12 protein-coding genes and 1 riboswitch are annotated in these 13,991 nt (G+C 55.0%); of the genes, 4 read left to right on the top strand and 8 right to left on the bottom strand.

Annotation, left to right across the window (positions count from 1 at the left end; genetic code table 11):
* Positions 1-10: 10 nt before the first annotated feature.
* Positions 11-898 (bottom strand): N-acetylmuramic acid 6-phosphate etherase, encoded by an 888-nt coding sequence (murQ, locus tag AC6CHQ_RS11475; protein WP_251239929.1) that lies wholly within the window; start codon positions 896-898, stop codon positions 11-13.
* 143 nt (positions 899-1,041) lie between these two features.
* Complete coding sequence (locus AC6CHQ_RS11470) at positions 1,042-1,890, bottom strand: MurR/RpiR family transcriptional regulator (protein WP_251239928.1); 849 nt, start codon at positions 1,888-1,890, stop codon at positions 1,042-1,044.
* A gap of 252 nt (positions 1,891-2,142) precedes the next feature.
* Here AC6CHQ_RS11470 and AC6CHQ_RS11465 point away from each other — a divergent pair, with 252 nt between their 5' ends.
* The 3 genes from AC6CHQ_RS11465 (at position 2,143) to AC6CHQ_RS11455 (ending at position 5,480) form a co-directional block, all read left to right on the top strand.
* Entirely contained in the window at positions 2,143-2,820 is a 678-nt protein-coding gene (locus AC6CHQ_RS11465) for an RluA family pseudouridine synthase (RefSeq protein WP_498081590.1), read from the top strand.
* 108 nt (positions 2,821-2,928) lie between these two features.
* Positions 2,929-4,104 (top strand): multidrug efflux MFS transporter NorA, encoded by a 1,176-nt coding sequence (norA, locus tag AC6CHQ_RS11460; RefSeq protein ID WP_251239969.1) that lies wholly within the window; start codon positions 2,929-2,931, stop codon positions 4,102-4,104.
* A gap of 122 nt (positions 4,105-4,226) precedes the next feature.
* Positions 4,227-5,480, top strand: a complete 1,254-nt coding sequence (locus AC6CHQ_RS11455) for a dicarboxylate/amino acid:cation symporter (RefSeq protein WP_251239926.1) — start codon at positions 4,227-4,229, stop codon at positions 5,478-5,480.
* A gap of 50 nt (positions 5,481-5,530) precedes the next feature.
* Here the strand turns inward: AC6CHQ_RS11455 and AC6CHQ_RS11450 are convergent, their stop codons facing one another.
* Together AC6CHQ_RS11450 and AC6CHQ_RS11445 are read right to left on the bottom strand one after the other, a co-directional pair.
* Positions 5,531-6,574 (bottom strand): S1C family serine protease, encoded by a 1,044-nt coding sequence (locus AC6CHQ_RS11450; protein WP_498081599.1) that lies wholly within the window; start codon positions 6,572-6,574, stop codon positions 5,531-5,533.
* Positions 6,575-6,701: 127 nt separating this feature from the next.
* Complete coding sequence (locus tag AC6CHQ_RS11445; protein WP_251239925.1) at positions 6,702-6,935, bottom strand: hypothetical protein; 234 nt, start codon at positions 6,933-6,935, stop codon at positions 6,702-6,704.
* A gap of 131 nt (positions 6,936-7,066) precedes the next feature.
* On the opposite strand from AC6CHQ_RS11445, the gene AC6CHQ_RS11440 reads away from it, so the two are divergent.
* Positions 7,067-7,579: a DinB family protein gene (locus tag AC6CHQ_RS11440; protein ID WP_251239924.1), complete on the top strand. Its 513-nt coding sequence runs from the start codon at positions 7,067-7,069 to the stop codon at positions 7,577-7,579.
* Between the two features lie 39 nt (positions 7,580-7,618).
* Here AC6CHQ_RS11440 and AC6CHQ_RS11435 read toward each other — a convergent pair whose 3' ends face one another.
* The 4 genes from AC6CHQ_RS11435 to AC6CHQ_RS11420 all read right to left on the bottom strand — a co-directional run bounded on the left by AC6CHQ_RS11435 (position 7,619) and on the right by AC6CHQ_RS11420 (position 13,958).
* Positions 7,619-9,664, bottom strand: coding sequence for a catalase (locus AC6CHQ_RS11435; RefSeq protein ID WP_251239923.1), 2,046 nt, complete (start codon positions 9,662-9,664; stop codon positions 7,619-7,621).
* A gap of 107 nt (positions 9,665-9,771) precedes the next feature.
* Positions 9,772-10,947, bottom strand: a complete 1,176-nt coding sequence (locus AC6CHQ_RS11430; protein ID WP_498081589.1) for an acyl-CoA dehydrogenase family protein — start codon at positions 10,945-10,947, stop codon at positions 9,772-9,774.
* A gap of 198 nt (positions 10,948-11,145) precedes the next feature.
* Positions 11,146-12,600 (bottom strand): MFS transporter, encoded by a 1,455-nt coding sequence (locus AC6CHQ_RS11425; protein ID WP_251239921.1) that lies wholly within the window; start codon positions 12,598-12,600, stop codon positions 11,146-11,148.
* A gap of 76 nt (positions 12,601-12,676) precedes the next feature.
* A riboswitch (SAM riboswitch) is annotated at positions 12,677-12,788 on the bottom strand.
* 39 nt (positions 12,789-12,827) lie between these two features.
* Positions 12,828-13,958, bottom strand: a complete 1,131-nt coding sequence (locus tag AC6CHQ_RS11420; protein ID WP_498081588.1) for a 5-methyltetrahydropteroyltriglutamate--homocysteine S-methyltransferase — start codon at positions 13,956-13,958, stop codon at positions 12,828-12,830.
* Positions 13,959-13,991: the final 33 nt, after the last annotated feature.

The following is a 13,991-nucleotide window of genomic DNA, read 5'->3' as shown; positions in this document are numbered from 1 at the left end:
CCCCTCCAGATTATCTCTGAGTTTCCCTGATAAACCCTTTCGCTTCTACCAAGTGCGCATTTGCTTCTTCGAGAGAGCAGCCGAGGAGCAGCATGACGATGGCCGGCTTGACCTGTTCACCGGCTTTTTCGTAGGCCTCCTCCGCCGTTTCAAAGTCCACGCCGGCTGCTTCCATGATGATGTGCTTGGCGCGTTTGACCAGCTTCTCGTTGGTGGGCTGCACGTCGACCATGAGGTTGCCGTACACTTTTCCGATCCCCGTCATCGCAATGGTGGAAATCATGTTCAGCACCAGTTTCTGGGCGGTACCGGCTTTTAGCCGCGTCGAACCGGTGATGACTTCCGGCCCGGTCACGACCTCGATGGCCACATCGGCGACGCGCCCGATCTCAGAGCCCTCGTTGTTGCTGAGGGAGACCGTCTTCGCCCCTAACTGTTTTGCCTGTTTAAGCACACCAATGACATACGGCGTTCTTCCGCTGGCGGCGATTCCGACAACGACATCGTCCGGTCCGGCAGGGAGGTCGGCGATGTCTTGCGCTCCTTGGTCCGCGTCATCTTCAGCACCTTCGATCGCGTTCATGATCGCCTGTTCACCTCCGGCGATCAGCCCCCGGACCATGCCCGGATCGACACCGAAAGTCGGCGGGCATTCGGATGCATCGAGAATGCCGAGCCGCCCGCTCGTACCGGCTCCGGCATATATCAGCCGTCCGCCTTTCTGGAACGCCTGAATCACAAGGCTGACAGCGTTTTCAATCGGATCAATCTGTTTCCGGATGGCTTCGGGAATCCCGGCATCCTCTTCAACCATGAGCAGCAGGCGTTCCCTGATCGGAAGTGTATCGATGTTCATGCTCTTCGGATTTCTTTTCTCGGTCGTGAGTTTTTCCAGCATGTCTTCACCTACTGTTATGAAATTATGTTTCATGGATTCATTCTATTAAAAAGAAATTAAATGTCAATATGAAGAATATTTTTTCTTCATTTGCCGAAAAAACTCCCGGCAGAAAGGGCCGATTGGCCTTTTCCTTGCCGGGATTATCTTCGGAGGCGGATGACTTCGTTCCGTGCCTCATGGTATTGATCGATGACGGATTCACCTGTTGCGTGGAAAACACTAAGGTAGAGGGCGTCGATGATGGTCAGCTGGGTCATCCTGGACGGGATGCTGCCGATCCTGTGGTCCTGTTCGACCACAGGTGTGCAGAGCCGGATATCCGCTTCCCTGTATAGCGGTGACTTGTCGAGGTTGGTGATAGCGATGATGGTCGCCCCTTTGGACTTAGCAAATCGCGCAAGCTCCAGCACATCTTTTGTTTTTCCGGAGTTGCTGATTGCGAAAAATACGGATCGCTTGTCCAGATACGGGATCGAGGACAGCATGAAGTGGAAATCATGGTGGCTTTGGCAGGCATAACCGAGTTTCGTGAATTTATAGTAAGCATCTGTTGCGGCTGTCGCCGAACCGCCTACTCCGTAGAACAGGAGCCGCCCTGCGTCTTTAAGGATGCCGACTGCCTTTTCGAACTCTTTGCGGTCGAGGGAGGAGGGAATGGCTTCGATGGCTGACTTATTGACTTGGGTGACCTTTTGGAACAGGTCGTACGGCTCGTCCTGCTGATGGAGGATATCGAAATCCGTCAGGTTCATGCCGGTAAGCGTCAGGTCTTTCACCAATTCCAGCTTGAACGATTTAAAACTGCCGATGCCGATCGACTTGCAAAAGCGGACGACACTGGATTCGCTCACGCCACTGTTTTTGGACAGGTCCCGGGTCGTCATGTTCGGAATCAGTTCCGGGTGCTGCAGGATGTATTCGCCGATGGCGCGTTCGGCACCCGAAAGGCTCGGGAGGCTTTGTTCGATGCGGTTAAGTAATGAACTCATGGACGGTACCTTCCTTGATTTGAGGTGGTCCGCCAGCCGCGCGGGCGGGATGGCGTGAACTGCGTCCAGTATAACAGACCGCATGGACCACGCCTCTGTTAAAATGAATTGTGAAGCGGAGAACCTTGAAAGTTCGCGTACGAATCCAAGAAGTTCGCGTGCGAAATGTGGGAGTCTCCCCGTGTTTGCGTTGAAAAAGGCTAATCCTCCTGACAAACCCCTTAAGTTCAATTAAAAAGGAGCAGACAAACAATGAATATCCCGATACTTTTTGAAGACAATCATCTCCTGGTTGTTGAGAAACCCGTTAACATACCCGTCCAGGAAGACCGGACAGGTGACAAGGACCTTCTGACGGCACTAAAAGAGATGATCAAAGACCGCGACAATAAGCCGGGCAATGTTTATCTCGGCCTCGTCCACCGGCTGGATCGTCCGGTCGGAGGTGCAATCGTATTTGCGAAAACATCGAAGGCGGCATCCCGCCTGTCCGATGCGCTCCGCCGCCGCGACATGGACCGTGAATATGTTGCAGTCGTGCGCGGTATACCCCCTGAGGAGAAGGGCCGCCTGGAGCACCATCTTCTTAAAGATAAAAAAGAGAACAAGGTCAGCGTCGTAAAACCGGGCGTGAAGGATGCAAAAAAGGCGGTCCTGAACTATGAAGTCCTCGGCAGGAAAGAGGACCTCACACTGATCTCCGTCCGGCTGGAGACCGGACGGCCCCATCAGATCCGGGTTCAGCTATCGACGATCGGCTGCCCGCTGTACGGCGATCAGAAATACGGCGCTTCCGTAAACCGCCCCGGCCAGCAGATCGCGCTTTGGGCACGGGCGCTCGCTTTCACGCATCCGGTAAAGAAGGAACCGATGTTCTTCACGAGCCATCCCCCGGATGTTGAGCCGTGGAGCCATTGGGAACTTTCCTGACTGTCACCCGTTTCGGAAATCTTAACTCTCAAAACATCAACCGCCAAAGTGGCGGAAACCGGTGATGTCCGGCTATGATAGGAGCAATCGGGTCCAAAGGGGAAAACTATCATGAAGAAAAACATCATGCTCACGACGGTGCTCATCAACTTGTTCATCGCCTTTATGGGCATTGGCTTGGTCATTCCGGTGCTTCCGGCGCTGATCAACGAATTGGGCCTGAGCGGGTCGGCTGCCGCGAACCTTGTCGCTGCATTTGCACTTACCCAGCTGATCGCATCACCGATAGCAGGTAAATGGACCGACAAATACGGGCGCAAGCGGATGATTGTAATCGGGCTCATTCTGTTCAGCTTGTCTGAACTGCTTTTCGGGCTTGCCCAATCCATCTCTCTGCTGTTTGCCTCACGGCTCCTCGGCGGCATCAGTGCGGCATTCATCATGCCGGCCGTAACGGCCTTCATCGCCGACATCACGACGATTGAAGAACGGCCGAAGGCACTCGGTTACATGTCCGCAGCCATTTCGACCGGATTTATCGTCGGTCCCGGATTCGGCGGGTTCCTGGCTGAAATCGGCACGCGCGTCCCATTCTTTGCCGCATTCGGGTTAGCTTTTATCGCTGCGGTATTTTCCATGGTGGCGCTCCGCGAACCGCAGCGGCAAAAGACGGAAGTGGAGGAAATGGTGCCAGGGACCACCGGTTTCCGAAAAATCTTTTCACCGGTGTTTTTTATTGCGTTTGTGATCATCTTTATCCTGTCATTCGGGCTGGCGGCGTTCGAGTCGCTGTTCGCGCTGTTCACAGATCATAAATATGGCTTTACTCCGAAGGACATTGCAATCATGGTTACGGGCGGGGGCGTTGTCGGCGCGGTGGCGCAGATTTTCCTGTTTGACCGGCTGAACAAATGGCTCGGCGAAATCCGGCTGATCCGGTGGTGTCTGATCGTCTCCGCGGTACTTGTTTACTGTGTGACGCTCGTGAACTCGTACTTCATGATTTTGCTCGTGACGATGACGGTATTTGTCGGTTTCGACCTGGTGCGTCCCGCGGTTACGACATACCTGTCCAAGGTGGCTGGCAATGAGCAGGGCTTTGCAGGCGGGATGAACTCGATGTTTACGAGCCTTGGAAATGTGTTCGGGCCGGTCATCGGCGGGATCCTGTTCGATATCCATCTGGATTATCCGTTCTACTTCGCCACTGCCACGCTGGCGGCGGGTGTGATCTTGTCTTATTTCTGGAAGAAGCCGAAGCTGAATGTAGCAGGCCCGTCTTGAGCGGGTCTGTTTTGTTTTAGTCAGCAAAGATTGACAATATCAGAATTTAAAGATAATACTTAAGAAAGCGCTTTCATCTTTAGTCAGCTTGGCGAATAAAGTAGAACAAGGAGGGATCAATCATGAAGCTGGCCCGGAACATCATCATTGCCCTTATTGCCGGTGTCATCGTCGGTCTTGCGCTGAATCTGTTCGCTCCAAGTATATTTGGTCCGGTAGACACGTACTTGTTCAGCCCGCTCGGCACAATCTTCCTGAATCTGATGAAGATGCTCGTCGTTCCGGTCGTGTTCGTCTCAATCGTACTCGGAACGGTTGGTATCGGGGATCCGAAGAAACTCGGCCGTATCGGCGGAAAGACACTCGGATATTTCCTTGCTACAACTGCTGTGGCGATTGTCATCGCACTTGCCCTTGCACTTGTCCTCAAACCTGGAGCTGCGGGTGACTTTGATACAGCGGGCATCAGCTATGAGGCACAGGAAGCACCGCCTATCATGGATACGCTTCTCGGCATCATTCCGACAAACCCGATTACTGCGATGGCAGAAGGCAATATGCTCCAAATCATCTTCTTTGCCGCCCTTGTCGGTTTTGGCATCGCCATGCTCGGCAAAAAGGTGGAGAGGGTCAAGGAAGTGCTCGAGCAGGCCAATGACCTGATCATGTACCTCATTACCTTTGTCATGAAATTCGCGCCATACGGGGCATTCGGCCTGATCGCATCCGCAGTCGGCAGTCAGGGGTTCGATGCCATCCGGGCGATGGGCATGTATATGGGCGTTGTCCTCGGCGCACTTCTTATCCACTCGGTCGCCGTATATGGAGGCACCGTGGCCCTGATCGGAAAGCGGAATCCGATCTGGTTCTTCAAGAACTTCTTCCCGGCACAGGTTGTGGCGTTCAGTACGGCAAGTTCCGCCGCTACGTTGCCGGTATCGATGAAGATGGCGCAGGAGCGGCTGAAGGTGCCTGAGTCGATCAGTTCCTTTACCCAATCGCTCGGAGCGACGATCAACATGGACGGCACAGCCATCATGCAGGGGGCGGCTGTCGTCTTTATCGCCCAGGCTTTCGGTATTGAATTGTCGATGGGGCAATTGCTGATCGTCGTCCTGACCGCGGTCCTGGCAAGTATCGGAACCGCTGCTGTCCCGGGGGCCGGTCTCATTATGCTGGCGATGGTCCTGACGTCCGTCGGCCTCCCAGTCGAAGGGATTGCGCTTGTCCTTGGGGTAGACCGCCTGCTCGACATGGTGAGGACCGCCGTCAACATTACCGGGGACGCAGCTTGTGCAGTCGTCGTCTCACAATCGGAAGGGGTTCTCGGCGACCCGGATATGGAAGGTGTACCGGCTGAAAGCGAGACGGTTTAATCTGAATTCAAAAAGACTGGAGCAGCCTTTCAGGGCCGTTCCAGTCTTTTTTATTCATTCTCAAGGCGTTGCCTGTACAGCTCGTCCACCGGAACGAACAGGCCGACCGTGCCTTCTTCTTCATGATTCAGTGTGGCAAATACGATGCCCACAACGAGGCCGTCCTTATCCAGGACAGGGCTGCCGCTGTTGCCGCGGTACACGGGTGCTTCCATCATGATGACGGGCTGGTCAAGGCCGTTCACACGGATCGGGCCGATTACGTTACCTTTGTTTGCCACGCCCCGGAAGCTGAGCGGGTTGCCGATGAAAGTGACCGGGTCCCCTTCATCCAGCATGTAGGAATCCGCCAGCTCAAGAAAAGGAAGGCCGGATTCGTCTTCAGCTTCGAGTACGGCCATGTCGGATTCCGGATAAGATTCCGTCACATCGGCCATGAACCGCCGGTCATCGGACAGGACGACCGATACGCGGTCGTACCCTTCGATCACGTGATGGTTCGTTAGGATAATCCCGTCTTCCGATAGGATGAAGCCGGTACCGGAGCCGTCAGGCGTGACGACGGAGACGACCGATTCTTTCTGCGCCTGAACGGTCTCCTGTTCGGACAGCTGTGAGGAGGTGCGCAGGAAGTCGATCGCCGAAAGCGGGAACAGTTCCAGGACGAACGCAAACGTACTGACCACCATCATGAGCGAAATGATCCAGATCATCGCCTTCGTGCCAAATGATGGACCGCGGCGCGGTGGTTCCTCCGTCCGTTCCTTTAGCCATGCTTCCCGCTGGGCCTCGAGGACGAGCCGGCGGATCTCCTCGTCTTCCGGATCTTCCGGTTCTTCTGAGTCGGGCTGTCGGTCAGCCGGCTCATCATAGACGTAAAAGTCGTCCTCGCCGAACTCCTCTTCATCGAGGACATCGCCTTCCGCGATGGCGTCCCAGACTACCCATTCGTCGGGTTCCCAGATGTCTTCTCCATCATCGGAATCTTCGTATTCTTGTCCTTCGTCGTAGACCCTGTCCCGTGCCTCATCTTCTCCGGAGAGGCGGGGGTCTTTCTTTTCTTCCGGCTCCTGTTCACTGCGCCGGCCATCCATTCGGTCCAATCCGTCCACACCCTCGTCTTTCGGTTAGCCCCATTATACAGGAGGGAGGGGGTATTTGCTGAGCGTCCGAAACTGCCCGTAATGAAAAAAGACGGCTGCATGATGCAGCCGCCTGTCGTCAGGACAGGAAACTTAAAGCTCTCAGCAGTCGCAGCAGAGCGCTCACGATCACGGCCAGTGCCAAAATGACGACCAGCACAACTACGATGATCAGGAGTACTGTCCAGATGCCTGTTACCGCGGGGAGAGCCAGAAGGAACGGCACGAGGAAGAACAGCCCGAGCAGAACCACACCAGCCACCACACCCGCCAGGTATACCCAAACGTTTGAGCATGGGGATTTCGTTGTCATGATTTTCACCTCCTCATCAACCACAGTCTATTCCGGCAAGATGCCGGCATCGGGGCGATTGAAGGAGGAGAGGAGGGGCGCGGCGAATGAATTTGTGAGACTGGAATCTGATTGGGGAGGAGGAATGGGAGATGGGGCCTGATAGAGAAACAGAGACAATCATTCGGCAATTCGGGGCATATTCAGACTGGCTGTGTGAGCTGAAATCTGTGGATCCGCATGTCTTGAAGAAACCGCTGGCGGAAGGGAAGTGGTCGGCAAGTGAAATCATCGCCCATATATTGAAGTGGGATGAGCATTTGTCCGACCGGGTGATTCCTGCGGTGCTTGAGGGGGAAGGGATGGTGTTTCCCAAATTCGGCCCTTTCAACGACAGAGCTGCAGCATACGCGGAAAAAGTCACTCCGGGCAGGCTGATCACGGAAGCAGAGGCTGCACGGAATCAGCTTGTTTCCCGTCTGCTTGGACTGCCGGAAGCAGTGCTTGCCAGGCCTGCAACATCAAACGGGGACACCCATTGTCCGCATACGGGCTCGCCTTATACGCTGATCTATATCATTGGAGACTTTATCTATCACGACCATCATCATCGGCAGCAGATTGATGACTATCTTGGCGATGCACAAAAACACCCCATCCGCTGATTCAGGCGGGCGGGGTGTCATGCTTAATATGGGTGCTTATCAAACCATGACCCTTTCCCAGAAACGGTGGGCAGCAACGGCCTTCACAAATTCTTCCGTGAATGCTGCAATGTCCGTTCCTGAAATGACTCCCGGTTTTCCTTCAAAATCATTGACCTTCAGCCAAGCGATTCCTTCACCGGTGGCGCCGATCGGCTTGTAGTGGGAAAATGCCTCATCGATAAAGTAGGCGGCATCCTTATTGAACTTCTTGTTTTGGCGGCTTCCCCTGATCATATAGACCGCATCGAACATCACTGACTTCGCTGTCAGGAAAGTGTGTTGTGCTTTGAGCTGCACACCATTGGAGCCCCGCACCGGCCCGATAGTTTCACTGATGATTTCCGGCATAAGGCCTTCAGCACTGAGTCTATCCAATACATCGTTCACTTCCGGCCCGTTGAATCCGTCCGTCAGGATCACGGCGACTTTGCGGGTTTCGGCTGTTTTCGGCGTGTTTTCCTGGCTGAGGGCAGGGGAGGACTTGGTGACGCCCGAACCGCCCCCCTCAGGAGGAGTCGCCCCGATGTTCACTGCGAATGCCGTCGCCAATTCCACGCTAACATTGGCGAACATATCAACGACCTGCTGCTTGACCGACTCGCTTTTCACTTTCCCCAGTTCGAAACTGAACGCCTCGATGATATGCGCTTTCTCATGGTTGGTCATGCTGTTCCAGAAAAGCGTGGCCTGAGAAAAGTGGTCTTCGAAGCTCTCGCTGCGGGCCCGGACTTTGCGGCCTTCCACTTTTTCCTGATAGGTTGCATAGCCGCCTTTTTCAGGCGGAACAGGCGTGGGGGTGTTGCCGGCCAGGGAATTCCGGTGATAGCTCACTTTCCCGAGATTGATGGTCTGGCGGTGGTAGCCTTCCCGCTGGTTGTTATGGAAGGGTACAACCGGACGGTTAATCGGGATCTCATGGAAGTTCGGACCGCCCAGCCGGATCAGTTGAGTATCGGTATAAGAAAAAAGGCGCCCCTGCAGCAACGGATCGTTGGTGAAGTCGATTCCGGGCACGACATTGCCCACGTGGAATGCAACCTGTTCCGTTTCGGCAAAGAAATTGTCCACATTCCGGTTCAGGGTCATCTTACCGATGAGGGTGACCGGAATGTCTTCTTCCGGCCAGATCTTGGTGGAATCCAGGATGTCGAAACCGAGACTGAATTCGTCCTCTTCGGCAAGGATCTGCACGCCCAGTTCATATTCCGGATAAAAACCTTGTTCAATCGCATTCCAGATATCGTTGCGGTGAAAGTCGGGATCGATGCCCATCAGTTTATGGGCTTCATCCCACACGAGGGAATGGGTTCCGAGTGCAGGCTTCCAGTGGAATTTCACAAAGTGTGCTTTTCCCTCATCATTGACCATGCGGAACGTATGAACGCCAAACCCTTCCATCATCCGGAAGCTTCTCGGAATGGCCCGGTCAGACATGATCCACATAATCATATGAGCGGTTTCCTGGTTATTGGCGACAAAGTCCCAAAACGTATCATGGGCTGTGGAGGCTTGCGGGATATCATTGTCAGGCTCAGGCTTGAAGGCATGGACAACATCCGGAAATTTGATGGCATCCTGTATGAAGAAAACAGGGATGTTATTGGCAACCAGATCGTAGTTGCCTTCCTCCGTATAAAATTTTGTCGCAAACCCTCTGGCATCGCGGGCAGTGTCCGCGGATCCGCGTGATCCGTTTACGGTGGAAAACCGGACAAATACGGGCGTCTTCTTGGACGTATCCTGCAGGAATTTCGCGCTAGTATACTGCTTCATGTTTTTGTAGAGCTGAAATTCTCCGTGAACGGCAAATCCTCGTGCATGAACCACCCGTTCCGGAATCCGCTCGTGGTCAAAGTGCGTCAGTTTTTCCCGGAAATGAAAATCCTCCATGAGGGTCGGCCCCCGGACACCTGCTTTCAGGGAGAATTCATCTTCCGACATTTTCAGTCCCTGATTGGTCGTGAGTGCCTTTCCTTTGTCATCAACCCGGAAAGATTCCAATTGCTCGTCTTTGCTGTTTTTCTCATGATCACGCTGATCCATAGAAAAATCCCTCCTCATCGTTAAAAGATATGTGACGCCTACGGGATTTATTGAAAATCCTCATGTGTATCTTTTTATGAGAGGAAGGAATGGATTGATTCCCAGATTCAGTTTTTTGGCGAAGGCTCATCGAGACGCTGACCCAGCGCCTGGTCTGCGAGTGCTCGGACTGCCATATCATCCGCCGGAGGGTTATGGAGGCCGGCGCGGACATTCCGGTAGTAGCGCTGGAGCGGATTGTTCCTCTGCAGGCTTTTCGCGCCCGCAACCCGCATCGCCTTATCGACAATCAAGATGGCGGCGTTCGTGACGGTCGTCTTGGCGACCGTGACCTCATGTCCAAGAGAAGGCCGGCGAGCCGGATCGTCGTGCGCATCGGCCACGCTATACAGCACATGGCGCGCCTGGGACAGTTCCAAGTCGATCTCGCCAATCAGCTGGCGGACGTTCGGCAGCTGGCTGATCGGGCCCCTGATGCTGTTGGGAGCGTGCCTCCCGGCAAAGTCCACAGCATAGTCCCTTGCGGCCTGGGCGATGCCGAGGTAGGCGGCCGGCATATGCAGAAGCCAGCCGTCAAAAGATGGCCCGCCCGGTTTTCGTACGGGCAGTTCGACGAGTGCACCTTCGTCCACGCGGACTTGTTCGAGGACGAGGTCGTGGCTGCCGGTGCCGCGCATGGAGACGACATCCCATGTTTCATCGATCGACAGTCCATCCAGATCCCGGTGGAGGAGGAAAAAGCCGACCTGTTCCTTGTCTTCCACCCAGGCGGAAGTGAGAAAATAGGTGAGGGCGGGGGAGCCGGTCGTGAACGACTTCCGGCCGCTGATCACGTAGGAATCCCCGTCGCGTACCGCAATCGTTCCGGGCTTCCCGCCCCGGGAAGGGCTGCCGGTTGCCGCCTCGCTTACCGCACGGTTGACGAGTGCGCCATCCTGCAGTTCTTTTGCGAAGAACTCCAGCATCTCCGGATTCCAGCTCCGCTGTTCGAAAATGCCCCCGGGAACGCCGAGGTTCCAGCCGACCGAGAGTGCAAGATTTTCATCGAAGCGGGCGATTGTTTCCTGATAGAGGACCATATCATGCACACCCGCTCCGGCGCCTCCGAATTCCTCAGGGACGGCCAGTGCCGTATAGCCTGACTCGGCCAGCTTCTGGATTTGCTCAGCAGGATACGTTCCGGCTTCATCGCGTTCTTGTGCGTCCTTGGCAAACTCCCTGCCAAGTTCGGTCAGTTTGCTGACCCACTTTCTTTGTTGTTCTGTCCTGATGAATAACTCCATCGTTCGCCCTCCTGTTGAATACCGATAATACTTAAAGTGTACAGGACTAGTCGGGGATGGGTGAAATAAAACCTCCGGGCGCCGGAAGAATCCGGTGTCCGAAGGTAATCTGAATGCGGGTCTATACCATCATAATGCGGGTCTATTCCATCATACGACTTAAGGTCCGGGGAAGCTTTCGTCTCCGGACGCCTTTGGTCAGGCCGCCGACGGGACGGCTTTCCGGCTCTTGGCCGTCACCGCAATGGCACACAGGAAAGCGGCTGCCATCAGGGTGCCGTCCAATAGAAGCGGGACGCCCCAGTTCCCCGAAGCATCCCGGAGAGCTCCGGATACAACAGGCGAAAGGATCGCGCCGATTTCGGCAACCAGGTTCAGCATGCCGAACATGGAGCCGCGCTGTGCTTCCGGTGCATGTTCCGATGCAAGCGCGTGGGCCACGGGCTGGAGAGCAAAGAAGAAGAGCCCTGAAGTGAACAGCAGCAGGGATAGGACAACCGGGTTGCTGTAACCGGCCATCACATATCCGGCGAAGGCAAACGTCAGGACTGCGACAATGCCGGTCTGAACCGCAAGCACATTCCGGCGGCCATTCGGACGGGATGCTGCCCGGTCCGAAATCATGCCCCCAAGCGGGAAACCGATGATTCCGGCCAGTCCGTTAAACGATGCAATCAGCGCAGCGGTGACGAGGGCGTTACCGCCGAAGTCCCTGACAATCGATACTGCCCAGAACCCGTAGAACCAGAGGTGCCACATGACCGGGATAAAGAACACGTACATGAGGAGAAGGTTCCGGTTTTTCAGGATCGGTCCGATTTCTTCCTTTCTTCGCCGGTAGACGTACACAATCAGGATCGGACAGAGTGCGGTCAAAAGAACGGCGATGCCGACATCGGAGACCCCGAAATTGGTGGCAAGCAGGTAAATGCCCATCACGATTGCCAGGAAAATAGCGCTATAGCCGAATAGAGGGGGGAGCGCTTTGCGGTATTCCGCCTTGACGGCTGGTGAGTGAGGATCCAGGTTGGCGGGAAGCTGCTTCGGTTTAAGGTAAATCGAGATCAGCACTGCTGATAAAAGCGTGATGCCCCCGAGGACGAAAAACGGGACCCGCCATGCATGTTCGCCAAAATGAGGTTCCGCCCAGCTGAGCAGAAGCGGGACCCCGAGTGTCGCAACGGTCAATCCGACCGAGACCCCGGTGAGCGCAACTCCCATTCCCAGCCCGATTTTGTTTGGCGGGGAGTGGAAGGAGATGTAGGAACGGTCATTGGAATAAAAGACGCCTTCCCCAAGTCCGAGCAGCACACGCAGGAGGATGAAGGTGATGAGCCCGCCCGCGATGCCTGTGAGTAGCGTCGCAATGCCGGCCCAGAAAATACTCAGGACGATGATGGCGCGGTAGCCGAATCGGTCACCGAGATATCCGCCGGGGAACTGCATCAGCATGAATCCCGCAAAGAACAGGCTGCCGATCAGGCCGCCGATCGCATGGGGATTGTCCACGCCGGCAAAAAAGGCGACCTCATGCTCGATCATGTAGGTGATGAGCGGGCCGGTGGCCGTCCGGTCGATATACGAAACGAACCATCCGAGAAACAGCATGGTCCAGATGGTATGGTACTGCTTCCAGTTTCCAGATTTGATCATGTCGGTCACTCCGTCCATTTTGGGTTGGAGCAAATGGCAAAAGCCCCGCAAAGCGCGGGGCTCCTCATTCCCATCGCTCTCATGTTCAGGCGAAATCACGCCTCCGGAATTGGCACCTTGCCGGAGTGGTTTCTCCGCGCGGTTGCCGGGCTTCAACGGGCCGGTCCCTCAGCCGCTCTTCATAAGAGTGTCATCTATTGGTGATGATGCCTATGTTCGGCAAACGATCAGTTGTTGTCTTTGCCCCAGACATCTTCTGCGATTTTCACGACGTGGCGGATCTTCGCCCATTGTTCGTCTTCCGTCAGGTTATTGCCTTCTTCTGTAGAGGCAAATCCGCATTGCGGGCTGAGTGCCAGCTGTTCAAGCGGCAGATATTCGGAAGCTTCCCGGATTCGGGCCTTCACCGCTTCTTCGTTTTCCAGTTCAGGATGCTTCGAGGTGACCAGTCCAAGAACAACAGTGAGATCCGGGCGATTGACATGGCGAAGCGGTTCGAATCCTCCGGAACGCTCATCGTCAAACTCGAGGAACAGACCATCGACATCCAGGCCTCCAAAGATGATCTTGCCCGCATCCTCGTAGCTTCCGCTAGTGAAGAAGGTCGAACGGAAGTTGCCGCGGCAGATATGCATTGTTACCAGCAGGTCGTCCGGGCGATCCGCGATGGCCCCATTGATGGCATCGGCGAACTGATGGATCAGCTGATCAGGATCGGAACCTTCTTTACGGAGCTTGTCGCGTTCTTCTTCCGTGAAGAAAGATGTCCAGGCGGTGTCATCGATCTGCAAGTAGCGGCATCCGGCATCGTACAGGTCGCGGATCAGCGCGTGGTATGCCGGGATCACGTCACGGTAGAAATCTTCTTTCTTATCATAGAAATCCGTTTCCAGCGCTGCACGGCCAAAAACAAGGTTCGGGCTAGGGATTGTAAACTTCACGGTTGTATCATCACCGGCAATTTCCTTCAGTTTCTTGAAGTGGTCGATGAACGGATGGTAGCCGCTGTAGCCGATTTTCCCCGTGACTTTGATGCCGACGGGCCGCACCTCAACGCCTGTGAACTTGCGCGTGCCGTTTTCTCCTTCACGGAACTCAATGCCGTCAAGCCCCGCAAGAAAGTCAAGGTGCCACCAGCTTCGGCGGAATTCCCCGTCCGTGACGCCGCGGAGCCCGTTCGTCTTCTGGGCTTCGACGAGCCGGCGGATCTCTTCGTCTTCGACACGCGTCAGCTCATCTCGGGAAATCTCTCCCTGCTGGAACTTGACGCGGGCCTCCTTCAGAGCCTCGGGGCGTAGAAAGCTGCCGACGTGATCAGCGCGAAATGGTGCACGTGTTTTATTAACGGATGTAGTCATCATGATTCCTTCTTTCTGTGGTTGATAGTCTGT

The organism is Bhargavaea sp. GQ12 (genome assembly GCF_059758705.1).
The sequence above is the reverse complement of the archived record's forward strand: the minus strand, read 5'-3'. Positions and strand labels throughout refer to the sequence as shown.